At 68.2% G+C, this 23,928-nt stretch carries 22 protein-coding genes; 9 read left to right on the top strand and 13 right to left on the bottom strand.

Going from position 1 to position 23,928, the window contains the following annotated elements:
* Window positions 1-128: 128 nt before the first annotated feature.
* The 6 genes from AC1RAD_RS22355 to AC1RAD_RS22330 form a co-directional block, all read right to left on the bottom strand.
* Entirely contained in the window at window positions 129-941 is an 813-nt protein-coding gene (locus AC1RAD_RS22355) for an ABC transporter ATP-binding protein (RefSeq protein ID WP_062473897.1), read from the bottom strand.
* Between the two features lie 169 nt (window positions 942-1,110).
* Window positions 1,111-2,442, bottom strand: coding sequence for an ABC transporter substrate-binding protein (locus tag AC1RAD_RS22350; protein ID WP_062473894.1), 1,332 nt, complete (start codon window positions 2,440-2,442; stop codon window positions 1,111-1,113).
* Between the two features lie 67 nt (window positions 2,443-2,509).
* Window positions 2,510-3,574 carry a branched-chain amino acid ABC transporter permease gene (locus AC1RAD_RS22345; RefSeq protein WP_062473892.1) on the bottom strand — a complete coding sequence of 355 codons (1,065 nt, stop codon included), beginning with the start codon at window positions 3,572-3,574 and terminating at the stop codon, window positions 2,510-2,512.
* 4 nt (window positions 3,575-3,578) lie between these two features.
* The gene (locus AC1RAD_RS22340) at window positions 3,579-4,508 is read right to left on the bottom strand and encodes a branched-chain amino acid ABC transporter permease (protein WP_070062998.1); all 930 of its coding nucleotides are present in this window, start codon (window positions 4,506-4,508) and stop codon (window positions 3,579-3,581) included.
* Window positions 4,509-4,510: 2 nt separating this feature from the next.
* Complete coding sequence (locus tag AC1RAD_RS22335) at window positions 4,511-5,296, bottom strand: ABC transporter ATP-binding protein (protein WP_062473888.1); 786 nt, start codon at window positions 5,294-5,296, stop codon at window positions 4,511-4,513.
* Window positions 5,293-7,257 carry an AMP-dependent synthetase/ligase gene (locus tag AC1RAD_RS22330; protein ID WP_369645525.1) on the bottom strand — a complete coding sequence of 655 codons (1,965 nt, stop codon included), beginning with the start codon at window positions 7,255-7,257 and terminating at the stop codon, window positions 5,293-5,295. Before AC1RAD_RS22330 ends, AC1RAD_RS22335 begins: the two co-directional genes overlap by 4 nt.
* Before the next feature lie 84 nt (window positions 7,258-7,341).
* Here AC1RAD_RS22330 and AC1RAD_RS22325 point away from each other — a divergent pair, with 84 nt between their 5' ends.
* From AC1RAD_RS22325 to AC1RAD_RS22310, 4 genes are read left to right on the top strand one after another with little or no spacing between them, the layout of a single operon-like run.
* A complete protein-coding gene (locus AC1RAD_RS22325; RefSeq protein ID WP_062473884.1) occupies window positions 7,342-8,106 on the top strand; it encodes a Crp/Fnr family transcriptional regulator in 765 nt (254 codons plus the stop codon).
* 14 nt (window positions 8,107-8,120) lie between these two features.
* Complete coding sequence (locus AC1RAD_RS22320) at window positions 8,121-8,600, top strand: hypothetical protein (RefSeq protein WP_062473882.1); 480 nt, start codon at window positions 8,121-8,123, stop codon at window positions 8,598-8,600.
* Between the two features lie 58 nt (window positions 8,601-8,658).
* Window positions 8,659-9,432, top strand: a complete 774-nt coding sequence (locus tag AC1RAD_RS22315) for an SDR family NAD(P)-dependent oxidoreductase (protein WP_492737245.1) — start codon at window positions 8,659-8,661, stop codon at window positions 9,430-9,432.
* A 16-nt stretch (window positions 9,433-9,448) separates the two neighbouring features.
* Window positions 9,449-9,706: a hypothetical protein gene (locus tag AC1RAD_RS22310; protein WP_153281681.1), complete on the top strand. Its 258-nt coding sequence runs from the start codon at window positions 9,449-9,451 to the stop codon at window positions 9,704-9,706.
* A 112-nt stretch (window positions 9,707-9,818) separates the two neighbouring features.
* Here AC1RAD_RS22310 and AC1RAD_RS22305 read toward each other — a convergent pair whose 3' ends face one another.
* Window positions 9,819-10,808: a Bug family tripartite tricarboxylate transporter substrate binding protein gene (locus AC1RAD_RS22305; RefSeq protein WP_492737243.1), complete on the bottom strand. Its 990-nt coding sequence runs from the start codon at window positions 10,806-10,808 to the stop codon at window positions 9,819-9,821.
* A gap of 245 nt (window positions 10,809-11,053) precedes the next feature.
* Here AC1RAD_RS22305 and AC1RAD_RS22300 point away from each other — a divergent pair, with 245 nt between their 5' ends.
* Both AC1RAD_RS22300 and AC1RAD_RS22295 read left to right on the top strand, forming a co-directional pair.
* On the top strand, window positions 11,054-11,431 hold the full coding sequence (locus AC1RAD_RS22300) for a VOC family protein (RefSeq protein WP_354347760.1): 378 nt from the start codon (window positions 11,054-11,056) through the stop codon (window positions 11,429-11,431).
* 105 nt (window positions 11,432-11,536) lie between these two features.
* Entirely contained in the window at window positions 11,537-14,122 is a 2,586-nt protein-coding gene (locus AC1RAD_RS22295; RefSeq protein ID WP_492737241.1) for a hypothetical protein, read from the top strand.
* A gap of 50 nt (window positions 14,123-14,172) precedes the next feature.
* On the opposite strand, the gene AC1RAD_RS22290 is transcribed toward AC1RAD_RS22295, so the two are convergent.
* Genes AC1RAD_RS22290 through AC1RAD_RS22270 form a run of 5 tightly spaced genes read right to left on the bottom strand, consistent with a single transcriptional unit; the run spans window position 14,173 to window position 21,240 of the window.
* On the bottom strand, window positions 14,173-14,754 hold the full coding sequence (locus AC1RAD_RS22290) for a superoxide dismutase (RefSeq protein WP_492737239.1): 582 nt from the start codon (window positions 14,752-14,754) through the stop codon (window positions 14,173-14,175).
* 50 nt (window positions 14,755-14,804) lie between these two features.
* Window positions 14,805-15,470: a helix-turn-helix transcriptional regulator gene (locus AC1RAD_RS22285; RefSeq protein ID WP_070063058.1), complete on the bottom strand. Its 666-nt coding sequence runs from the start codon at window positions 15,468-15,470 to the stop codon at window positions 14,805-14,807.
* 35 nt (window positions 15,471-15,505) lie between these two features.
* Window positions 15,506-17,026 carry an efflux transporter outer membrane subunit gene (locus AC1RAD_RS22280; RefSeq protein WP_492737237.1) on the bottom strand — a complete coding sequence of 507 codons (1,521 nt, stop codon included), beginning with the start codon at window positions 17,024-17,026 and terminating at the stop codon, window positions 15,506-15,508.
* 12 nt (window positions 17,027-17,038) lie between these two features.
* Complete coding sequence (locus tag AC1RAD_RS22275; protein WP_492737235.1) at window positions 17,039-20,137, bottom strand: MexW/MexI family multidrug efflux RND transporter permease subunit; 3,099 nt, start codon at window positions 20,135-20,137, stop codon at window positions 17,039-17,041.
* Window positions 20,134-21,240, bottom strand: a complete 1,107-nt coding sequence (locus AC1RAD_RS22270) for an efflux RND transporter periplasmic adaptor subunit (protein ID WP_492737233.1) — start codon at window positions 21,238-21,240, stop codon at window positions 20,134-20,136. Before AC1RAD_RS22270 ends, AC1RAD_RS22275 begins: the two co-directional genes overlap by 4 nt.
* Before the next feature lie 287 nt (window positions 21,241-21,527).
* Here AC1RAD_RS22270 and AC1RAD_RS22265 point away from each other — a divergent pair, with 287 nt between their 5' ends.
* Entirely contained in the window at window positions 21,528-21,854 is a 327-nt protein-coding gene (locus tag AC1RAD_RS22265; protein WP_062473861.1) for an ArsR/SmtB family transcription factor, read from the top strand.
* Between the two features lie 37 nt (window positions 21,855-21,891).
* On the opposite strand, the gene AC1RAD_RS22260 is transcribed toward AC1RAD_RS22265, so the two are convergent.
* On the bottom strand, window positions 21,892-22,305 hold the full coding sequence (locus AC1RAD_RS22260; RefSeq protein ID WP_070063008.1) for a DsrE family protein: 414 nt from the start codon (window positions 22,303-22,305) through the stop codon (window positions 21,892-21,894).
* 111 nt (window positions 22,306-22,416) lie between these two features.
* Here AC1RAD_RS22260 and AC1RAD_RS22255 point away from each other — a divergent pair, with 111 nt between their 5' ends.
* Both AC1RAD_RS22255 and AC1RAD_RS22250 read left to right on the top strand, forming a co-directional pair.
* Window positions 22,417-23,376, top strand: coding sequence for an MBL fold metallo-hydrolase (locus tag AC1RAD_RS22255; RefSeq protein ID WP_492737231.1), 960 nt, complete (start codon window positions 22,417-22,419; stop codon window positions 23,374-23,376).
* The gene (locus AC1RAD_RS22250; protein WP_492737229.1) at window positions 23,373-23,843 is read left to right on the top strand and encodes a thioredoxin fold domain-containing protein; all 471 of its coding nucleotides are present in this window, start codon (window positions 23,373-23,375) and stop codon (window positions 23,841-23,843) included. Before AC1RAD_RS22255 ends, AC1RAD_RS22250 begins: the two co-directional genes overlap by 4 nt.
* Window positions 23,844-23,928 lie beyond the last annotated feature (85 nt).

Genomic DNA, 23,928 nt, shown 5'->3' with positions numbered 1-23,928 from the left:
TGTTCTGTTCAAGGCGCTCAACTGACTCATTCGGGAATACCGCGGAACCGGCTTTGCCGGGCCGCTGGTATTGCCCCCGGCGAGGGGGTTGGCGAAGCGACACGAAGTGCGCGAAGACTGGGGGAGCGTCAAGCCAACCAGCGCTTGCGGCGCTTGTAGCTCTTCACATCACGGAAGCTCTTGCGGTCCGCGCCGCCCACGCCGAGGTAGAACTCCTTCACGTCCTCGTTCTCGCGCAGGCTCTTGGCCTCGCCGTCCATCACGATGCGGCCGTTCTCCAGGATGTAGCCGTAGTCGGCGTAGCGCAGCGCCATGTTGGTGTTCTGCTCGGCCAGCAGGAAGGTCACTTTTTCCTTGGTGTTCAGGTCTTTCACGATCTCGAACACCTCTTCCACGATCTGCGGCGCCAGGCCCATCGAGGGCTCGTCCAGCAGCACCATGGTCGGGTTGGCCATCAGCGCGCGGCCGATGGCGCACATCTGCTGCTCGCCGCCCGAGGTGTAGGCCGCCTGCGAGGTGCGGCGCGTCTTCAGGCGCGGGAAATACGCGTAGACCTTCTCCAGCGTCTCCTGCACCGAGGCCTTGCCGTCGGTGCGCGTGTAGGCGCCGGTCATCAGGTTCTCTTCGATGGTCAGGTGGGCGAAGCAGTGGCGGCCTTCCATCACCTGGATCAGCCCGCGCTTGACCAGCTCGGCCGGCGACAGCGCCTCGATGCGCTCGCCGCGCAGCTCGATGGTGCCCTTGGTCACGGCGCCGCGTTCGCCCGCGAGCAGGTTGCTCACGGCGCGCAGCGTGGTCGTCTTGCCGGCGCCGTTGCCGCCGAGCAGCGCCACGATGCCGCTTTCGGGCACGGTCAGCGACACGCCCTTGAGCACGAGGATCACGTGGTTGTAGATGACCTCGATGCCGTTGACGTTGAGAAGGATCTTGGGTTCGCTCATGGTGTGGTCCGAAGCATTCGAAAGAACAACGACGCTGTTCTTTCAGATACCCGCTTGACCCACCGCCCTTCGGGGAACACCGCGGAACCGGCTTTGCCGGGCCGCTGGTGTTGCCCCCTGCAAGGGGGTGGGAGAAGCGACACGAAGTGCGCGTAGCCTGGGGGTTAGCTCAAGACTGGCAGTCGGCTGCTTCGCGGCGGGTGAGCTTCTTTTCGCCGGCGTACTTGTCGGCGGCCGCCTTCACCATCGGCTTGATGATCTGGCTGTCGGCCTCGTACCAGTCGGACATGCCGCCCCACTTGGCGCCGTCCCAGGTGTGCACGCGCGCCCAGGTCGAGCCCATGTGGTCCTGGCACGAGGTGCTCACCGGGCGCATCACGCCCGAGAAGCCCAGTGCGTCCAGCTTCTTCTGGTCGAGCGCGAGGTTCTCCATGCCCCAGCGCACCTGCTCGCCGGTCATGACCTTGCCCTTGCCGAAGCGCTCCTGCGCACGACGCACGGCCTCGATGGTCAGCATCTGGATGATCACGCCGCGCGTGTAGAGCACCGAGCCCACTTCGTCCTTCGGACCCGTGCCCTGGCCCTTGTCGTGCACCTGCTTGAGGATGTCCTGGATCACCTTGGGCTGCGTGCCCGAGGTGTTCAGCGCCAGCGCGTTGTAGCCCTTGGCGTTGGCACCCACGTCCTTCACGTCGGGTTCGGCGCCGGCCCACCACACGCCGTACATCTTCTCGCGCGGGTAGCCCGTGGCCACGGCTTCCTTCAGGGCGGTGGAGTTCATCACGCCCCAGCCCCACAGCAGCACGAAGTCGGGACGCGACTGGCGCACCTGCAGCCAGGCCGACTTCTGTTCCACGCCGGGCGCGGTCACGGGAATCAGCGACAGCTCGAAGCCGTTCTGCTTGGCGCGCTCCTGCAGCAGCGGGATCGGTTCCTTGCCGAACGGCGAGTCGTGGTAGACGAGGGCGATCTTCTTGCCCTTGAGCTTGTCCATGCCGCCTTCTTTTTTGCCGATGTGCTGGATCAGGATGTCGGCCGCGGTCCAGTAGGAGCCCATGAGCGGGAAGTTCCACTTGAACACGCCGCCGTCCTGCGAGGCCGACAGGCCGTAGCCCAGCGTGATGAGCGGGATCTTGTCGGTGGGCACCTTGTCGGTCAGCGCGAAGGTGATGCCGGTGGCCTGCGGGTCGAACAGCGTCACGCCCGGGCGGCCCTTCAGGCGCTCGTAGCATTCCACGCCCTTGTCGGTGGCGTAGCCGGTTTCGCATTCCTCGTACGTGATCTTCACGCCGTTGATGCCGCCGGTGGCGTTGATGTACTTGATGTAGTCCTGCTTGCCGTTGGCCCAGGGCGTGCCGTTGGGCGCGTAGGGGCCGGTGCGGTACACCAGCAGCGGGAAGAACTGTTCCTTGGCCTGGGCCTGCGCGAGCGAAGGCGCGAAGGCCGCGCCGAGGGTGCTGGCCACCAGGGCGGCGGTCAGAGCGAGCGATTTCAGTGTCATGCCTGTCTCCTTTTGTGGGCACCTCGGTGCCGGGTTTTTACGAACGAACAACAACAACGGGAACCTGTCAGTGCGGGAAGGGCCACAGCCGCAGCTTTTCCTTGGCCGTGGACCACAGCCGCGCCAGGCCGTGCGGCTCCACGATCAGGAAGAACACGATCAGCGCGCCGAAGATCATGGTCTCCAGGTGCGAGGCCAGTGCGGTCGAGATCGAGAAGCCCAGCCACCCCGGCAGCTGGTTCAGGAAGAGCGGCAGCAGCACGATGAAGGCGGCGCCGAAGAAGCTGCCCATGATCGAGCCGAGCCCGCCGATGATCACCATGAACAGCAGCTGGAACGAGCGGTCGATGCTGAACGCCGCCGGCTCCCATGCACCCAGGTGAATGAAGCCCCACAGCGCGCCGGCCACGCCGACGATGAAGCTGCTCACCGCAAAGGCCGTGAGCTTGGCGTACACCGGGCGGATGCCGATCACCGCGGCGGCCACGTCCATGTCGCGCATCGCCATCCATTCGCGGCCGATGGCGCTGCGCACCAGGTTCTTGGCCAGCAGTGCGAACACCACCACGAAGATCAGGCAGAACAAATACTTCTGCACCGGCGACTCGATCGGCACGCCGAACACGTTCAGCCCCGCCACGCTCACCGAACCCGAGGACGAGTTGTTGGTGAACCATTGGATGCGCAGGAAGGCCCAGTCGGTGAAGAACTGCGCAGCCAGCGTGGCCACCGCCAGGTACAGGCCCTTGATGCGCAGGCTCGGAATGCCGAACAGCACGCCGATCACCGTGGCGCACAGGCCGCCCAGCAGCAGCGAGGCGATGAGCGGCATGCCGTCGATGCGTACCTGGAAGTTGTAAGCCGCGTACGCGCCCACCGCCATGAAGGCGCCGGTGCCCAGCGAGATCTGGCCGCAGTAGCCGACCAGGATGTTCAGGCCCAGCGCTGCCAGCGACAGGATCAGGAAGGGCGTGAGGATGGCGCGCATCCAGTAGTCGGACACGCCCATCGGCACCACGACGAACGCCACGAGCAGCAGCACGAGGATCGCCAGGCGGTCCTGCGCGATCGGGAAGATCTGTTGGTCGGCGCGGTAGCTCGACTTGAACTGGCCGTTTTCTCTGTAGAACATGTGCTCAGACCCGATCGATGATCTTTTCGCCGAACAACCCTTGGGGCCGAACCAGCAGGAAGACCAGTGCAAGAACATAGGCAAACCAGATCTCGATGCCGCCACCGAGCATGGGGCCGAGATAGATTTCAGACAGCTTCTCGCCGACACCGATCAGCAGGCCGCCGATGATGGCGCCGGGGATCGAGGTCAGCCCGCCGAGGATCACCACCGGCAGCGCCTTCAGCGCCACCAGCGAGAGCGAGAACTGCACGCCGAGCTTGGAGCCCCAGATGATCCCGGCCACCAGCGCCGAGAAACCGGCCACCGACCACACGATCACCCAGATGCGCGACAGCGGAATGCCGATCGATTGCGCGGCCTGGTGGTCGTCGGCCACCGCACGCAGCGCCCGGCCCGTGGCCGTCTTCTGGAAGAAGATGGCCAGCACCACCACCAGCGCGGCGGACACCAGTGCGGCGATCAGGTCTTCCTGGCTCAGCAGCAGGCCGCCCTGGAAGGTGCCTTCGAGCACCATCAGCGGTTCCTTGGGCATGCCCACGTCGATCTTGTAGATGTCGTTGCCGAAGATCGTCTGGCCCACGCCGTCGAGAAAGTAGGCGATGCCCAGCGTGGCCATCAGCAGCGTGATGCCTTCCTGGTTCACCAGCTTGCTCAGTGCCAGCCGTTCGATGAGCCAGGCCACCACGATCATCACCGCCATCGCGGCGATGAAGGCCAGGATGTTCGCGAGGATCTGGCTCTGGAAGCCGAACCACTGCGGGAACCACTCGGCGAAGCGCGCCATGGCCAGCGCCGCGAACAGCACCATCGCGCCCTGCGCGAAGTTGAAGACGCCCGAGGCCTTGTAGATCAGCACGAAGCCGATCGCGATCAGCGAATACAGCATGCCGACCATGAGGCCGCCGAAAAGGGTTTCGAGGAAAAATCCCATGGTCAATGCTCCACGCCGAGGTATGCCCGGATCACGTCTTCGTTGTTCCGAACTTCATCCGGCGTGCCGTCGCCGATCTTCTTGCCGTAGTCCAGCACCACCACGCGGTCGGAGATGTCCATCACCACGCCCATGTCGTGCTCGATGAGCACGATGGTCGCGCCGAACTCGTCGTTCACGTCGAGGATGAAGCGGCTCATGTCCTGCTTCTCTTCCACGTTCATGCCGGCCATGGGTTCGTCCAGCAGCAGCACCTGCGGCTCCATCGCCAGCGCGCGGCCGAGGTCGACGCGCTTTTGCAGGCCGTAGGGCAGGCGGCCCACCGGCGTCTTGCGGTGCGCCTGGATTTCCAGGAAGTCGATGATGTGCTCGACGAACTCGCGGTGCTGCAGCTCTTCGCGTTCGGCCGGGCCCCAGCGCAGCGCCTGTGCGAACAGGCCGCTCTTCATCTTGAGGTTGCGCCCGGTCATGATGTTGTCGAGCACGCTCATGCCCTTGAACAGCGCCAGGTTCTGGAAGGTGCGCGCCACGCCCATCTCGGCCACCTGGCGCGAGTTCATGTGCTTGAAGGTCTGGCCGCGGAAGGTGATGGAGCCCTGCTGCGGCCAGTACACGCCGTTGATGCAGTTCAGCATCGAGCTCTTGCCCGCGCCGTTGGGGCCGATGATGGCCCGCACCTCGTGCTCGCGCACGTTGAAGCTGATGTCGGTCAGCGCCTTCACGCCGCCGAAGCTCAGGCTGATGTTCTGGACGTCGAGGATGACGTCGCCAATTTTCCGATTGCTCATGCGGCGGCCTTCACGATGGGGAAGGTCTTGGCGTCGTTGATCTTCAGCGTGGCGCTGACAACCCCCGTGCGTCCGTCCTCGAACTTGACCTGGGTCTCGATGTACTGCGCGGTCTTGCCGCCGTACAGCGCATCGACCAGCACGGCGTATTTCTCGGCGATGAAGCCGCGGCGCACCTTGCGCGTGCGGGTCAGCTCGTCGTCGTCGGGGTCGAGCTCCTTGTGCAGCACGAGGAAGCGCGCGATCTGCGTCTCGCCCATGCCGTCCTCGGCCGCGAGGTCGGCGTTGACCTTGGCGATGCACTCGGCCACCAGCGTCAGCACCTCGGGCTTGCCGGCCAGGTCCACATAGCCGCCGTAGGCCAGGCCGCGGCGCTCGGCCCAGTTGCCGACCGCCTCGAAGTCGATGTTGATGAAGGCGCAGACCTCGTCGCGGCCGTTGCCGAAGCACACGGCTTCCTTGATCTGCGGGAAGAACTTGAGCTTGTTCTCGATGTAGTTGGGCGCAAAGATCGCGCCGCCCACGAGCCGGCCCACGTCCTTGGCGCGATCGATGATGCGCAGGTGGCCTTCGCTGTCGAGCACGCCGGCGTCGCCGGTGTGGAAGTAGCCGTTGGCGTCGAGCACCTCGGCGGTGGCGTCGGGGCGCTTGTAGTACTCCTTGAGCACCGACACGCCGCGCACCAGCACCTCGCCGTCGTCGGCGATCTTCAGTTCGATGCCCGGCGCGGCCGTGCCCACGGTCTGCAGCTTGACCTTGCCGTCCTGCTGCAGGCACACGTAGGCGCAGGTCTCGGTCTGGCCGTAGAACTGCTTGAGGTTCACGCCGATGGAGCGGTAGAAGCGGAACAGGTCGGGCCCGATGGCCGCACCGGCCGTGTAGGCCACGCGGATGCGGCTCATGCCCAGCACGTTGCGCAGCGGGCCGTAGATGAGCAGGTTGCCCAGGCTGTACATGACGCGGTCGCCGGTGCTCACGGGTGCGCCGTTGAGGATGTCGGCGCCCACGCGCTGCGCCAGCGCCATGAACTTCGCGTACAGCCAGCGCTTGGGCGCGGCCGCGTCTTCCATGCGGATCGACACGGCCGTGAGCAGGCCTTCGAAGGTGCGTGGCGGGCCGAAGTAGTAGCTCGGGCCGATCTCGCGCATGTCGTTCATCACCGTCTCGGCCGACTCGGGGCAGTTGAGCGTGAAGCCGCCCACCAGCCACTGCGCCACCGAGAACAGGTGGTCGCCCACCCACGCCATCGGCAGGTAGCTCATGATGTTGTCGCCGGGGCCGAGCTTGTCGGTCTCGACACCGCCGCGCCCCGCCGCAATGAAGCTGGCGTGCGTCTGGCACACGCCCTTGGGGCGGCCGGTGGTGCCCGAGGTGTAGAGGATCACGCCGACGTCGCTGGCCTCGCCGCTGGCCACGGCGCGGTCGTAGTAGCCGGCGTTGGCCTTGTCGAAGGCCCGGCCCAGCTCGCGCAGCTGCTCGTAGCTCATGAGCCCCGGCTGCTCGTAGTGGCGCAGGCCCTTGGGATCGTCGTAGATGATGTGGCGGATGCCCTGCTGCTGGCCCTCCTGGCCTTGCTGCAGCTCGCGGCATTCGAGCAGCTTGTCGACCTGCTCCTGGTCTTCGACGATCACGAACTCGATGCTCGCGTCGTTCAGCATGAAGACCATCTCGCTGGCGACCGCGTCCTGGTACAGCGGCACGGGCACGCCGCGCAGGCTTTGCGCGGCGAGCACGGCCATGTACAGGTGCGGCCGGTTGGCACCGACGATCGCAAGGTTGTCGAAGGCCTTGAAGCCAAGGCTTGCCAGACCGCAGGCCATCTCGCGCACTTCCTGCGCCACGGCGTTCCAGGTCCAGGTTTGCCAGATGCCAAGGTCTTTTTCGCGCACGGCGGGAGCCTCGGGACGGGCCTCGGCATGCGCGAGCAGCAGACGGGGGAAGGTGGGGGCGGTGGTTTGCACAGTGGCCGGATCGTAGGTCCCACTTTGACGCCCGGTTGTCGTTCCAACGACAATCCTAGGGACACTACTCCCCGGAGTTTCCCGATGCCTCCTGGCAACCTCAACCCACAGAACGTGCTCGGCGGTTCCATCAAGGACCGCGTGCGCCCCGCCAATGCGGCTGAACTCGATGGCATTCCGTGGCTGCCCACGCTCACGCCCGCCGAGCGCCGCCGCGCCGAGGCCACGCTCGTGGTGGGCGAGGCCGAGCCCGGCGACCTGGTGTGCCGGGTCGGGCGTTCGCCCACCTACTGGTTCGGCGTGGTCGAAGGGTTGTTGAAGATGAGCAACGACAACGCCGACGGCGGCTCGGTCACCTACACCGGCGTGCCGCCCGGCGGCTGGTTCGGCGAGGGCACGGTGATGAAGCGCGAGCCCTACCGCTACAACATCCAGGCGCTGCGCCGCAGCCTCGTGGCGGGGCTGCCGATCGAGAGCTTCCATTGGCTGCTCGACCACTCCATCGGCTTCAACCGCTTCGTGATGAACCAGCTCAACGAGCGGCTGGGCCAGTTCATCGCGGCGCTGGAGATCGATCGCCTGAACAACCCCGACGCGCGCGTGGCGCGCAACCTGGTGTCGCTGTTCAACCCGGTGCTGTACCCCGGCGTGGGCGAGGTCTTGCGCATCACGCAGCAGGAACTGGCGTACCTTGTCGGCCTGTCGCGCCAGCGCGTGAACGAGGCACTCAATGCGCTGTCGGCGCAAGGGCTGATCCGCGTGGAGTACGGTGGCCTGCGCGTGCTCGACCTGCCGGGCCTGCGCGCCACCGCGATGTCCAGCCGCAAGAACAACAGCACTTCGAACTGAAAGAAGAAAAGACCATGGCCCTTTCCGACCACCTGCAGATCGTGCCCGCCGACGCACAGGCGAGCTTTCTGCCGCCGCAGCAGCAACAGGCCACGCAGGCCCGCAACGAGGAAGACGACGGCCCGACGCTCGAAGAAGCCATCGACCGCGCCGAGGCCTTGGGCGAACAGATCGACGCGCTCAACGAGATCCTGGCGCGCCCGCTCAAGGACATCCTGGCCGACCGCGAGAAGTCGGAAGAAGCCGCGCTGGCCTGGGACCGCTTCGGCGCGATGTGGATGCTGTCGCAGCGCGCCATGCGCCGCGTCGCGCTCGACCTGGCGGCGCAGCTCGGCGTGAGCGAGGAAGAGGTTGTGGCGCGCGCCATGGCGAACGCCAACGCGGTGCTCAACGGCGCGGATGAGGTCGACCTCGGCGGCTCGATCGCACCGGCGCAGCTGCAGCACATCGCCCGCCACCGCAACTTCCTGCGCGCCCAGTTCCGTACCGGCTGACGCGCGCGGCCTTTCGATATCCCTTAGCCTTGCGGCCTTCTCCTGCTCCCACACCACCATGACCACCTCCGCCTCTTCCCACCTCACCGTCATCACCGGCGCCTCGCGCGGCCTGGGCCGTGCCATGACCGAACAGCTGCTGCAGGCCGGCCACACGGTGCTCGGCATCGCGCGCAAGTCCTCGCCCGAACTGGCCGAAGCCCCCAAGGCCGGCGGCGCCGAACTGACGCAATGGGAGCAGGACCTGTCCGACCCGGTGGCCGCCGCGGCGCGCCTGTCGGACTGGCTGCGCACGCTGGACGGCCAGCGCTTCGACAGCGTCACGCTCATCAACAACGCCGGCACCGTCGGCAACCCCGCGCCGCTGTCGCGCGCCGTGCCGGCCGAGCTGGCCCAGGCGCTGCGCATCGGGCTCGAGGCGCCGATGCTGCTCACGGCCGCTTTCCTGGGCGGCACGCGCGAATGGCGCGGCGCACGCAAGGTGCTGAACATCTCGTCGGGCCTGGGCCGCAACGCCCTGGGCAGCCAGGCGCCGTACTGCGCGGCCAAGGCCGGCATGGACCATTTCTCGCGCGCCGTGGCGCTCGAAGAGGTGCATGCGCCGAACGGCGCACGCATCGTGTCGCTGGCGCCCGGCATCATCGACACCGACATGCAGGTGCAGCTGCGCGGCGCTTCGGCCGAACAGTTCCCGGACCGCACGCGCTTCGTGAGCATGAAGGAAGAAGGCCGGCTCGACAGCCCCCAGAGCGCCGCGGCCAAGGTGCTCGCCTACCTGGCGCGCGCGGACTTCGGCAGCAACCCCGTGGCCGACGTGCGCGACCCGGCCTGAGCACGGCGACCACATCATGGCCACCGCAAAGTCCATCGACACCGTCGAATACAAGCTCTTCCCATCGCCGAGGAACGTGCACCGCATCGTCTTCGAGCACCAGGTGTTCGTGCCGTACCCGTACGCGCTGATCGTGATGGACGAGTTCTATTTCAAGGGCCGCTACAGCCTGTTCTCGGCCTGCCGCATGAGCGACGGGAAGATGGGGCAGGTGGCGACGTTCGAGGATGCGGCGGACGTCGAGATCTTCAACACGAAGTTCGTGCCTGATTGAGCTCGCCCCCAGGCTTCGCGCACTTCGTGTCGCTTCGCCAACCCCCTACCGGGGGCAACACCAGCGGCCCGGCAAAGCCGGTTCCGCGGTGTTCCTGGTATGAAAACCCCTCTTACTCGATCGTCGCCCCCGAGGCCTGCACGATCCCCTTCCACTTCTCGTAGTCGGTCTTCAGCAGCGCGCCGAACTGCTCGGGCGTCATGCTCTGCGGCTCGGCGCCCTGGGCAATGATGGCCGCCTTCATCTCGGGCGTGGCCAGCAGCTTGTTGATCGCCGCGTTCAGCGTGGCGACCACGTCCTTGGGCGTGCCGGCCGGCACGAAGACGCCGTACCAGGTGCTCACGTCGAAGTCCTTGTAGCCCAGCTCGGCCACGGTGGGCGTGTCGGGCAGCGAGGTGCTGCGCTTGGCGGAGGTGACGGCCAGCGGGCGCAGCTTGCCGGCCTTGATCTGCGCCATGGCCGAAGGCACCGACGACACCATCAGGTCGACGTTGCCCGCGAGCACGTCCATCATGGCCGCGTTGGAGCCCTTGTAGGGCACGTGGCGCATCTTGATCTTGGCCGCGCCGTTGAAGATCTCGCCGGCCAGGTGGATGGTGGTGCCGTTGCCGGGCGAGCCGTAGGTGATGGTGTCGGGCGCGGCGCGCGCGGCCTTCACCACGTCGTCCAGCGTCTTGAACTTGGAGTTGGCCTGCGTGACGATCACCACGGGCGTGTAGGCCACGTGGGCCACGGCCGTGAGGTCCTTCACCGGGTTGTAGCTCAGGCTCTTGTAGAGCCAGGGCGCGACGACCATGTTGTCCTTCTGGCCCATCACGATGTCGTAGCCCGTGGGCGTGGCGCGCGCGGCCTCGGCGATGCCGATGGTGCCGCCGGCGCCCGCGCGGTTGTCGGGCACCACGGTCCAGTGGTTGGCCTCGGTGAGCTTCTGCGCGACCAGGCGCGCCAGGATGTCGGTGCCACCGCCGGGCGGGAAGGGCACGACCATGCGGATGGGCTTGGCGGGGTAGGCGGCGGTCTGGGCGTGGGCCGGGGCGGTGGCCGCCACGGCGGCAAAAGCCAGCGCGAACGCCAGCGGACGGAGGAGTGTCGATCGGGTCATGGGGTGCATTGTCTCGTTCTGGGGGCAGGGGGGATGCAGTCTGCCGGAAGTGCCGGCGCGGGGTTTTCGCGGTTCGCGATGGCCCTCGTCTCGGCTGGCGGGGGCAGAACGCGGGGCGGTGCGTACTTTCGGACGCCTTGACACCGCCCATCGCGCGTCGAATACTCCACCAAATGGTTGAGTATTTCTGGCTCGCCCGGCGCTCGGCGGCTTCCGGGCGCCCTTCCTCTTTGCAGGAGGCACCCATGCTCGGACACATCGATGCAGTGGCCAACCTGGCGGTGAAAGACCTCGCCGTGGCCCGACGCTTCTACGAAGACACGCTCGGCCTGGCGCAGGTTGACGCCGAAGGCGACGAGGTCGTCGTCTACCGCAGCGGCAACACGCGGCTCAACGTCTACCGCTCGGCCTTCGCGGGCACCAACCAGGCCACGGCCGTGACCTGGTCGGTCGACGGCGACATCGAGCGCCTCGTGGCCGCGCTCAAGGCCAAGGGCGTGCGCTTCGAGCATTACGACATGCCCGACACCACGCTCGCGGGCGACATCCACGTCATGGGCGACATGAAGGTCGCGTGGTTCAAGGACCCGGACGGGAACATCCTGAACCTCATCAACGTCTGAGGAGCCCCTGTCCATCCGGCATCCCCCGTTTGGGGGAAGCCAAGGGCGACGCGCTGCGGACAATTCCTCCTGCCATGCACCGGCCTGGCATGGAGGAGTTCCCACATGAGCGCACCGCCGCCCGAGCAGTCAACGTCCGAGCCACCCGCGCGCCCCGAGCGCGTCGCGGTCATCGCCATCCACGGCGTGGCCGACCAGAAGGCCGGCGACACGGCCCGCGCCATCGCCTCGCTGATGCTCAACCACCCCGGCGAGGGCGCCACCTACCGCCAGGCCGACTGCGACAGCCACCTCCTGCCGGTGCCGCCGCTGACCTCGATGGTGCAGCAGCGCACGGGGCATCAGGACAAGAACGAGAAGGCCGCCACGGAAGGCGGCGCCGCGCAGAAGGCCTACGTGCCGCCCGTGCGCAAGGCAATGCGGCAGTCGAAGACCTCGGACTTCAGCGCCGACGACTGGATCTCCACCGCCGAGGCCGACGACGCGGGCGTGGTGCGCGCCGCCAAGGGGCGCGGGCCGCTCACGCCGCGCGAGCTGAAGAAGAGCAACCCCGACATCGCCTTCAGCGACTACCTGCTGTTCAAGTCGCAGCGCGCCGAGCCCGACCACGAGGCCTACGAGGCCACGCGTGTGCGCATGACGCGCGACGCCACCGATGCCCACGGGCAGCCGGTGCAGCAGCGCATCGACGTGCACGAGATGTACTGGGCCGACCTGTCGCGCCTGCCGGGCTCGGTGGCGCGCATCGTCGCCGAGCTCTTCACCATCGTATTCCGCCTCTCGCAGCTGGGCCGCGACGCGGTGGACCGGGCCGCTGAGGCGGCCGGCGTGAACAGGAAGCCCCGGCCGCCGGGCGCGCGGCGCTGGGCCTGCCTGGCCTCGCTGCAGACCGCGCTCGACTGGGCCTTTGCCAACCTGCTGGCGAACCTCTTCCTGCAGCTGCTGCTGGTCGGGCTGGTGATCGCGGGGCTCGGTGGGCTGGCGCGGGTCGAGCCCGCGCCCCACGCGTTGTCGCTCACCGAACTGCTGCGCCGGGTGCTGGCCGTCGCGGTGCCGGTGCTGGCGATCTGGTGGTACTGCTACCAGGCGCGCACTCAGGCTTCCTCGCGGATCGTGGTGGGCCTGTACGCGCTCTTGGCGGGCTGGTTCCTGTGGGCGCTGGTGCCCGCGCACTGGGTGGTCGGCGTGGCCTGGCTGGCGCTGCTCGCGGCGCTGGCCGACCGCGCCCTGCGCATCGCGCGCGACCGCTTTCCGGCGGCGCGCACCTGGGGGCTGGGGCTGATGGCGCTGACCGCGGCGGTGCTGCTGGTGCACGTGGCGATCAACGCTTCGGCCGCGGGCGCCACGGACGACCTGCGCCACTGGGTGCGCGCCGGCATGCGGGTGGTCGAGTACCTGCTGCTGGGCGTCGTGGCCTGGTGGGGCGTGGCCGGCGTGCTGCTCATCGCCTGGCTGCTCGCCGGGGAGACGGTGCCCGACCGCGACGCGGCCGCGCGCGCCAGCATCGCCACGGGGCGGCTGGGGCTGTTCGTGTCGGTGGCGGCGTTCGTGGCGCTGTCGATGGTGTCGTGGGCCGTGCTGACGAACCTCGTGGAACTCGGCGCGAAGGACGTCGACTACGCGCCGTTCTGGTTCGGCAAGGACGTCTACTGGGCCGACGGCGCGAACTTCCTGCACAGCCGCTACGAGAAGAGCACGCAGGCCTTCGCCTTGACGGCCGGCCTCACGCTGTCGCTGCTGGCCTACCTGGTGGCGGTGCTGGTGCCCAGCCTGTTCGCCGAGCTCAAGGTGGCCTTCGGCACCTCGCAGGGCCTGGGCCGCTGGCTCGGCGCGGGCTACCGGCGGCTGGACCGCTTCGTCGCCGTACTGACCAGCGCCAGCGTGGTGGTCGCTTTCGCGGTGGCCCTGTTGCTGGTGCTCAAGCAGTGCAATGTCTCGGTCGGCGGGTGGATCGACGATGCGGTGATCTGGGTGTCGGCGCTGTCGCAGAGCGGCCTCAAGCCGCTGATCTTCACCGCCGCCACGCTGGCCGCCTCCGTCTCGCTGCTCGGCGGCTTTCTCACGCGCACCGTGCCGGGCCTGCGCATGCCGCTCGACGTGGCGCTGGACGTCGACGGCCACTTCCGCGAGTTCCCGCGCCGCGCCATTCCGCGCGCGCGCATCTTCTCGCGCTACGTGTCGCTGCTGGAGCACGTGGCGGCGCAGGGCTACGACCGCATCGTGATCGTGGCGCACAGCCAGGGCACGGTGATCTCGACCGAGCTGCTGCGCTACCTGCAGTTCCGCGCCGCGCAGAAAGTCGATGCGCGGGTGACCGACCTCTGGGCGGCGCTCAACGAGAGCCGGCTCCTGCTGCTCACTGCCGGCTGTCCGCTGCGCCAGCTGTATGCGGCGCGCTTTCCGCACCTCTATGGCTGGGTCACGGCGGAAGACGCGAACGGCGGCGGGCCGAGCGCGGCCCAGGTCGGCGTGGCCCGCTGGGTCAACCTCTACACGGCGGGCGACTACGTCGGGCGCTGGCTCTGGGGCGCGGACGACAAGCCCTACGAGCAGGTGACGACGCCGCCGGCCTGGTGCGTCGCGGCCGAGCACGAGGCCTGCCTCGGCCTGGGCGCCCACACCCACTACTTCGACCTCGACCAGGCGCACGTGGCACGCTGGATCGACTGGATGGTGACGGCGCGCCCATGAAAAAAGCCGGCCCGCAGGCCGGCTTTTTCTTCATGCCGACAGCGCGGGCTTCAGCCGAAGTTCTTCGCCGCGAAGTCCCAGTTGGCCAGCTTGGCCAGGAAGGTTTCGACGAACTTCGGGCGCAGGTTGCGGTAGTCGATGTAGTACGCGTGTTCCCACACGTCCACCGTCAACAGCGCCGTGTCGGCGGTGGTCAGCGGCGTGCCGGCGGCGCCGGTGTTCACGATGTCCACCGAACCGTCGGCCTTCTTCACGAGCCACGTCCAGCCCGAGCCGAAGTTGCCCACGGCCGACTTCACGAAGGCTTCCTTGAAGGCGTTGTAGCTGCCCCACTTGGCGTCGATGGCCTTGGCCAGCGCGCCGGTGGGTGCGCCGCCGCCTTGGGGCTTCATGCAGTTCCAGAAGAAGGTGTGGTTCCAGATCTGGGCGGCGTTGTTGTAGATGCCGCCGCTGGACTTCTTGACGATCTCTTCGAGCGTCATCGCTTCGAACTCGGTGCCCTTTTGCAGGTTGTTCAGATTCACCACGTAGGCGTTGTGGTGCTTGCCGTGGTGGTACTCGAGCGTTTCCTTCGAATACTCGGGGGCCAGGGCGTCGATGGCGTACGGCAGCGGGGGAAGGGTGTGTTCCATGGTGGAGCCTTTCTTTCTAGTTGGTGGAAGGGAAAAAACAGTTCGGTGCCTCAGGCGCGGGCCTTGGGCACGATGCGGTAGGCACAGCGCCGCGCGCCCGCGAGCACGTGCTCGACACGGCTCACGTCGGCCTCGGGCCCCAGCACCTCGTCGAAGAGCTGCAGCTCGCTGCGGCAAAAGCCGGTGCAGGCCTGCGCCGCGGTGCAGATGGGGCAGTGGTTCTCGATGAAGAGAAAGCCGTCGCCCTCGGCCCGGTACTCGGCCATGTAGCCCTCGCGGCTGCGGATGTCCGCGAGCCGCTCGAGCCGCGTCTCGAGGTTGCGCGCGCCGCGCATGGCCTCGGTGTAGGTGGCGCGCATGGTGGCTTCGCGTGCGCCGATGAGCTGGTCCATGCCCTTTTCGCCGAACACGCTGATCACGGCGCTGATCATCTGCACCGTCATCTCGGCATGCGTGTCGGGAAAGCGCCGGTGGCCCTCGCCGGTGAGCCGCCAGATCTGGGTCGGACGGCCGCGGCCGCTGGAGCGGCTCTCGGCGTCCACCAGCCCTTCGGTCTCGAGCTTGGACATCTGCTGGCGCACCGCCTCGACCGTCACGTGCAGCACCTTGGCGATGTCGGGGATGCCGAGCGCGCCGCGGGTCTTCAGCGTGGAGAGGATGCGGTCTGCCGGCTGGTGCGGCATCCAGGTGGGCTTGGTGGCATCGGGGGCGGACATGGCGGCTTCGGTCGTGGGGGAAAACAGCGTCATTGTCAGGTGGTTGGGCCTCCCTTCGCTGGAATGGGCCCCCAGGACCCGGCAAGCCGGGCCCGTCCCCCGAGGGGAGCAAGGGAGCTTGGGGACGGCCCGGCGCTCCCTTCGGGCGCTTGCCACCCCCCGCCGAGCGCCTTGTAAAGCGCCACGAGGCTGGTGAACGAGGCGGTTTCGGCCTCGGCCACGGCATCCTGCGCGCGCAGCAGGGTGCGCTGCGCGTCGAGCACGCTCAGGTAGGGCGCGGCGCCTTCGCGGTAGCGCACTTCGGCCAGCTCGGCGGCGCGGCCGCTGCGGGCCGAGGCCTCCAGCAGCCGCTGCAGGCGCAGCTGGTTCTGGCCGTAGCCGGTGAGGGCGCTTTCGACGTCCTCGATGGCGCGCAGCACGGTCTGTTCGTAGACGGCGCGCTCGCCCTCGGCACGCGCCTCGGCGCCGCGCAGGCGGGCCTTGACCGAGCCCAGCCGCAGCGCAGGCCAGCTCACGCCGGGCGTGACGCTGAAGGCGCGGCTCGACGAACTGCCCAGGTCGGCACCGCGCAGCGCGATGAAGCCCAGGAAGCCGCCGATGTCGACGCGCGGGTACAGCTCGGCCGTGGCCGCGCCCACGTCGGCCGTGCTGGCGGCCAGGCCGCGCTCGGCGCGCAGCACGTCGGGCCGGCGGCGCAGCAGATCGCCCAGGTCGCCGATGGGCAGGCGCTTGTCGAGCACGCGCAGCGGGTGCGGCTGCAGCATGGGCGCCAGCTCGGCCGGGCGCAGGCCCGCCAGCACGGCGACGCGGTGCGCGGCCTGGCGGCGCGTGGTCTCGAGCGCGGGCAGCTGGCTCTCGGTGCTGGCCAGGTTGGCCTGCGCGCTCGCCAGGTCGCCTTCGAGGCCGCGCCCGGTGCGCACCTGCGCCTCGGTCACGCGCAGGCTCTGGCGCAGGCTCTCGAGCGTGCGCTGCGTCACGGCCAGGCGCTGCTCGGCGCCGCGCATCTCGTAGTAGTTGCGCGCCAGTTCGGCCACGGCCACGATGCGCACCTGTGCGAGGTCGGCGGCGCTGGCCTGGGCGCGCGCGGTGGCGGCTTCGTCCAGGCGCTGCAGCCGGCCGAACAGGTCGATCTCCCAGCCGGCGTCGAAGCCGGCGCGGCTGCTCTGGGCCAGCGTGCGCGCATCGGCCGGCACGCCGTTGCCCTGCGCGATGCTGCGCGTCTTGCTGGCGCCCAGCGTCACCACGGGCAGGCGGTCGAGCTCGGCTTCGGTCTGCATCGCACGCGCTTCCAGCAGCCGCGCGTGGGCGATGCGGATGTCGTGGTTGCCGGCCAGTGCGCGTTCGATGAGCGCGTCGAGCTGCGGGTCGTCGAGTTGGCGCCACCAGTCGCGTTGCACCGCGTCGGGCGCGAACAGCGCGCGCTCGGGGGCAGAGATGGTCACCGGCGCATCGTTCGGCGCGGCGTACTTCGGCCCGACCGCGCAACCGGCCAGCACCAGCAGGCTGAGGGCGAACGGTGCGGCGTAGGAGAAGGGTCTTCTTGTCGTCATGGTCATGCTCCCGGTGTCTCAGACGGTGTCGCCGGCAGGCTCGCGCGCCACGAGCGCCTCGAGTTCGGCGGCGCGCTGCGAGCGGCCCACCGTGCGGTGGTCGCGCGCCAGCAGCGTGTACATGGTGGGCAGCACGAACAGCGTGAACAGCGTGCCCACCAGCATGCCGACCACGATCACCAGGCCGATGCTGAAGCGGCTGTTGGCGCCCGCACCGCTCGCGAACAGCAGCGGCACCAGGCCCACCACCATCGCGGCCGTGGTCATCAGGATCGGGCGCAGCCGGATGCGCGCGGCCTGCTCGATGGCGGCGCGGCGCTCCAGGTTCAGGCGTTCCTGGATCTCGTTGGCGAACTCCACCATCAGGATGCCGTGCTTGCTGATGAGCCCGATGAGCGTCACCAGTCCGATCTGCGTGTAGATGTTGATGGTGGCAAAGCCCAGCGCCAGCGGCACCAGCGCGCCGCAGATCGACATCGGCACGCTGACCAGGATGATCAACGGGTCGCGCAGGCTCTCGTACTGCGCGGCCAGCACCAGGTAGATCACCACGATCGCGAACACGAAGGCCATCACCAGCGCCGAGCCTTCCTGCGTGAACTGGCGCGCGTCCGACTGCCAGTCGTAGCTGAAGCCGGCCGGCAGCTTCTTCGCCTCTTCGCTCAGGAACGCCACGGCGTCGCCCATGGTCACGCCCGGCATCGGAATGGCCTGGAAGGTCGCGGCGTTGAGCTGGTTGAACTGCGTGAGCTTGTTGGGCCCCACGCTGGTCGACAGCTGCACCAGGTTGGCCAGCGGCACCGGCTGGCCGCTCGCGCTCTTCACGAAGTAGCGCGCGAGCGCCTCGGCCGTGAGCCGCTGGTCGCGCGGCGACTGCGGAATCACGTCGTACGAGCGCCCGTCCATGCCGAAGCGGTTGACGTAGTTCTCGCCCACCAGCACGGCCAGCGTGCCGCCGATGGCCTTCATGGTCACGCCCATGCTGTTGGCCTTGGCGCGGTCCACGCGCACCTCGGTCACGGGGTTGTTGAACTCCAGGTCGCTGTCGACCACGGCGAACTTGCCGCTCTCGCGTGCCGCCTTCTTCAGCGTTTCCATCGCCTCGAACACGCTGCGGTGGTCGCCCGCACTGCGGATCACCATCTGCACCGGAAGCCCACCGGTCGAACCGGGAAGCGACGGCAGCTGAAAGGCGAACACGCTGCTGCCCTCGACCTCGTTCATGCCGCCCTGCACGTCGCCCTGGATCTGGTCGGCGTTGCGCTGGCGAGCGTTCCAGTCGGACAGCTGCACGCCGCCGATGCTGTTGGAGACGCCGTCCGAGCCGTTGATGAGCCAGCGACCGGTGTTCTCGGGCAACTTGGCCAGCACCTCGTCCCACTTCTGGCCGAACTTCTCGACGTAGTCGATGTTGGCGTGCTGCGGCGACTTGATGACGGTCATCACCATCGCCTGGTCTTCGCCGGGCGCCAGCTCGCGCTGCGCCGCGTTGTACAGGAAGGGCAGGCTCACGAGCACGGCCGCCGCCAGCAGGCCCGTGACCCAGCGGTGGTGCAGCGACACGTCGAGCAGCCGTCCGTAGGCCGTGGCCAGCTTGTGGAAGAAGGCCTCGGCATAGCGCGCCATGCGGCCCGCCGTGGCGTCCTGCGGCAGCAGGAACGAGCTCATCACCGGCGACAGCGTGAGCGCGATCACGCCCGACACCACCACTGCGCCCGCCAGCGTGAAGGCGAACTCCTTGAAGAGCGAGCCCGTGAGCCCGCCCATGAGGCCGATGGGCGCGTACACCGCGGCCAGCGTGAGCGTCATCGCGATCACCGGGCCGGCCACTTCGCGTGCACCGATCAGTGCGGCCTGCACGCGCGACTTGCCTTCCTCGATGTGACGATGCACGTTCTCGACCACCACGATGGCGTCGTCCACCACCAGGCCGATGGCCAGCACCATCGCCAGCAGCGTGAGCAGGTTGATGCTGAAGCCGAACAGCAGCATCAGCGCCGCCGCGCCCAGCATCGACAGCGGAATGGTCACCACCGGAATGAGCACAGCGCGCAGCGAGCCCAGGCACAGGAAGATCACCAGCACCACGATGGCGATGGCTTCGAGCAGCGTCTTCTGCACCTCGTCGATCGAGGCCTCGATGAAGCGCGCGAGCTCGAAGGGCAGCTGCACCTCCACGCCCGGCGGCAGGTTCTGCTTGATGCCGGGCAGCAGGTCGCGGATGCGCTTCACGATCACCAGCGGGTTGCCGTTGGGCGCGGCCTGCAGGCCCAGGTAGATGGCCTTGTCGCCGTCCATCGTCGCGCTGCTGTCGGCGCTCGCGGCACCGAGCTCCACCGTGGCCACGTCGCCCAGGCGCACGATGGCGTCACCGTCGCGCTTGATGACCATGTCGCGGAACTCGGCCACGTTCACCAGGTCGGTGTTCACGCGGATGTTCGACACCACGTACAGGCCCTTCACCTGCCCGGGGGCGGCCTGCACGTTGTTCTGGCGCAGCGCGTCGGCCAGCTCGCCGGCCGAGATGCCGCGCGCGGCCATGCGGTTGGCGTCCAGCCACACGCGCATCGCGAGCGTCTGCCCGCCCGACACCTCGACGCCCGAGACGCCCTCGATCGACGCGAACTGCGGCTGCACCACGCGCGAGAGGTAGTCGGTGAGCTGCGGCACGGGCATCGTCTTGCTCGAGAAGCCCACGTAGGCGACGGCCGTGGCCTCGCCCGACGACTTGAGGATCACCGGGTCGAAGGCCTCGGCCGGCAGTCGGTACTTCACCTGGCTGACCTGCGCCATCGCCTGCGTGAGCGCCTGGTTGGCGTCGGCGTTGAGCTTCATGCGCACGCTGATCACGCTGCGGCCCAGCGTGGAGGACGACGACAGGTAGTCGACGTTCTCGATGGTCGCCACCGCCTGCGCGATGGGCTGCGTGACGAAGCCCTGCATCAGCTCCGGCGAGGCGCCGGGGTACTGCGTGGTGATGGTGAGCGTGGTGCTCTCGGTGAGCGGGTACTGGCGCACCGGCAGGTCGCCCAGCGCACGCGCGCCGAGCAGCAGGATGAGCGTGCTCACCACCAGCGCCAGCACGGGCCGGCGCACGAAGAGGTCGGTGAACTTCATGACTTCGCGTCCTGCAGGGCCAGCGTGTCCTTCGCGGCCGGGGCCACGGCCGCGCCGTTGTACAGGCGCAGTTGGCCCGAGGTGACGACCTGCTCGCCGGCCTTCAGGCCCTGCTCGACAACCACCAACCCGTCCTGCCGCTCGCCGGTCTTCACGAACACCTGCTGCACCGAGAAGCCGTCGCCTTTTTCGCCGGCGCGCACCACGAACACCGAGTCGCCGTGCGTGCTGTAGGTGATGGCGGTTTCAGGCACCGCGATGGCGTCGGCGCGCGCGGGCAGCGCCACCTTGGCATTGACGTACATGCCGGGCGTGAGCGCGCCGTCGGCGTTGTCGACCGTGGCCTGCAGCCGCACGGTGCGCGTGTCGCTGCCGATCATGGGCTCGATGGCGCTGAGCTTCGCGGGGAACACGCGGCCCGGGTAGGCATCGACCGCGAGCGCTACCGCCTGGTTGCGCCGCAGCGCCGGCAGCGCGTTCTCGGGCAGCGTGAGGTTGGCGAACAGCGTGCGCGCATCGGTGAGCGACACCAGCGCGTCGCCGGCGCGCACGAACTGGCCGAGGTTGACCTTGCGGATGCCCAGCACGCCGTCGAACGGCGCCCGGATGTGCTTCTGCTCGATGAGCGCCTGCACGCGGCGCAGCTCGCCGCTGGCCTGGTCGAAGGCGGCCTGCGCCTGTTCCATCTGCTCCTGCGTGGCGGCCTGCTGTGGCAGCAGACGGCGCGTGCGCTCGAGCAGGGCCCTGGCATTGGCCTGCTGGGCGCGCAGCCGTTCGAGGTCGCCCTGCTCGGGCGCATCGTTCAGCTGCACCAGCAACTGGCCGGCGCGCACCTGCGCGCCCGGCGTGAACAGGATCTTCGCGACCCGTCCCTCCACCTCGGCCGGCACCTCGACCTGCCGGTTGGCCTCCAGCGTGCCGATGCCGCCGAGAAAGCGCGCCATCTCGGTCTGCCGCGCGGGGGCCACCGCCACCTTGGCCGGCGGCATCGCGCCGCCCTGTGCATGGGCCGGCTGGAATTTCGCCACGAGCCCGTAGCCCGCCGCGCCCAGCACCGCGACCGTGAGACCGGCGCCGAGCCAGGTCCTGGATTGTTTGTTCATACGCAACCTGCTTTTTTATCAAAGAAAGTGCTTTGATTATTAGATCGCGTCCGAACGCTGTCGAGAAAGACGTGGCAATGGCCCCGATAGGGCAGGGCTATCTTTGGCGTGGCGTGCATGCGGGGTGCTCCGGGTGGTTGCGCGGGGACATCCCCGCACCCCGAAGACGGGCAGCGCGTCGCTTTTGTGACGCGGCGGCGGCGTGCAATCGCCGTACGGCCGCCGGGACATCGCTCGCTGCGCCAGACGCCGATGTACATTGCGACCTGCGCATGAACCTATTCAGCATGGCCACCAAACCCCGTAAGAAGTCCGCGGCTGTCACCGAGGACGAGGTCTTCGACATGGCCGCCGACCTGTTCCGGGCCATGGCCGCGCCCATGCGGCTGAAGATCGTGAGCCTGCTGTGCAACGGCGAGAAGAACGTGAGCGAGCTGCTCGCGCAGATCGACACCACGCAGCCCAACATGTCGCAGCACCTGAACACGCTCTATCAGGCGGGCGTGCTCGCACGGCGCCGCGACGGCGTGAGCATCTACTACAGCATCGCGAACGAGACCGTGGTGGCGCTGTGCCGCAGCATCTGCGTGCAGATCGCCATCGAACAGGAATAAGAAGAGAAGAAGGCCGGCGTCAGCCGGCTTTCGCGCCTCAGGGCTTCAGGTAGACGTAGCCTTCCTTCGCCTGCAGCCGTGCCACCTCGGCCACGCCCGAGGGCACCACCTTGGTTTCCATCAGCAGCTTGCCCGCGTCGATGTTGCGCGTGGTGAGCGTGTTGTTGCACACCTTGAACTCCACGCCGCGCCCGGCCAGCGCGCTCACCGGGCCGCTGAACTCGCGGCCCCGGCTGTCCTTGGCGTCGCTCAGCAGGAAGTCGATGCCGGGGCCGTGCGTGACCACCACGATCTTCGCCTTCGGGTCTGCGTTCAGGTGGTTCGTGATGTTCGCCAGGATGGCGGCGCTGCTCTCCACGCCGGTGTTGACGTGGTAGACCACCTTGGTCTCCTGCGCGCCCGCGAACGTGGCGACCATGGCGAGCAGGAAAGCGATGAATGCGTGTCTCATGGGGAAACCCTCTGGCTGTTGTCGTTGCCCGCAAAATATCATCTTCTGCTTATATTTACAGCCGGGCAAGCCCGCGGCCCTCGCCGCCCAGCCCGCAGGAGACGACCCACGATGTTCCCGTGCCGGCCCACCGCCGTTCGCGCGAAGGCGCTGCTGATGTGCGCTGCGCTCTGGCTGAGCGCCAGTGCCGCGTTCGCAGCCCCCGAGATCCGCCCGCTGCCGGTGGCGCCCGACATCTACTACGTGCAGGGCATTCCCGCGCTGGGCTCGAAGGAGAACCAGAACTTCATCTCCAACGCCGGCTTCGTCGTCACGCGCGACAGCGTCGTGATGATCGACGCGCTGGGTTCGCCCGCCGTCGCCGAGCGCATGGTGGAGGAGATCCGCAAGCTCACGCCCAAGCCGATCAGCCACGTCATCCTCACGCACTACCACGCCGACCACATCTACGGCCTGCAGGTGTTCAAGGCGCTGGGCGCGCAGATCGTGGCGCACGCGCGAGGCAAGAGCTACCTCACGTCCGACACCGCGCGGCTGCGGCTCGAGGCCTCGCGCCAGGAGCTCGCACCGTGGATCGACGAGCGCACGCGGCTGGTGCCGGCCGACGTGTGGATCGACGGGCGCACCGAGCTCACCATCGGCGGCACGCGCTTCGTGATCCAGCCCGCCGGTCCCGCGCACACGCCCGAAGACCTGGCCATCTTCCTGCCGCAGCAGAAGGTGCTGTTCACCGGCGACATCGTGTTCCGCAACCGCACGCCCTACGTGGGCTCGGCCGACAGCCGGCACTGGATCACGTCGCTCGACGCGCTACTCGCCCTCGATGCGCGCACCATCGTGCCGGGCCACGGCCCCGCGTCGGACGACCCGGCGCAAGACCTGCGGCAGACGCGCGACTACCTCGTCTTCCTGCGCGGCGCGATGCAGAAGGCCGCCACCGAGATGACACCCTTCGACGAGGCCTACGCCGCCACCGACTGGTCGCGCTTCGAGGCCTGGCCGCTGTTCAAGGTGGCCAACCGCATGAACGCCTACAACACCTACCTGCTGCTGGAGCAGGAGGCGCGATGAGCGGCGACCGCACGCGCCGGCAGCTCGTCGCGGGCCTCGCCGCGTGGTGCGTGGCGCCGATGGCCGTGCATGCGGCCGATGTGCAATTGCCCGCACCTGCTTCGCTGGCGGGTGCGCTCGCCGCGGCGCTAGCCCGCTCGCAACCGCTGGTCGTCATGGCCAGCCTGCAGGGCTGCCCCTTCTGCAAGATCGCGCGCGAGCACTACCTCATGCCCGAACTCGCCGCGGGCTTGCCCGTGGTGCAGATCGACTTTCGTGATCAACGCACCGTGCGCGACTTCGACGGCGCCACGCGCACGCACGACGCGCTCATCAAGGCGTGGAAAGTCACCGTCGCACCGACCGTGCTCTTCTTCGGCCGCAACGGCCGCGAGGTCGCCGAGCGCCTGACCGGCGGCGACTCGGACTTCTACGGCGCCTACCTCGAAGCACGCCTGCAGCAAGCGCGCACCGCCGTCCGCAGCTGACGTTATGCATGGCGAAACCGAACGGGTTTCCCCCAAGAGCAAAGCCCTTCCCTTGTTCACGATCGTCCCTAAAATCAATACATAA

It is taken from the genome of Variovorax sp. GW823-FHT04B03, from assembly GCF_058796495.1.
Note: the sequence above shows the minus strand (reverse complement) of the source record. Positions and strands in the feature narration are given on the sequence as shown.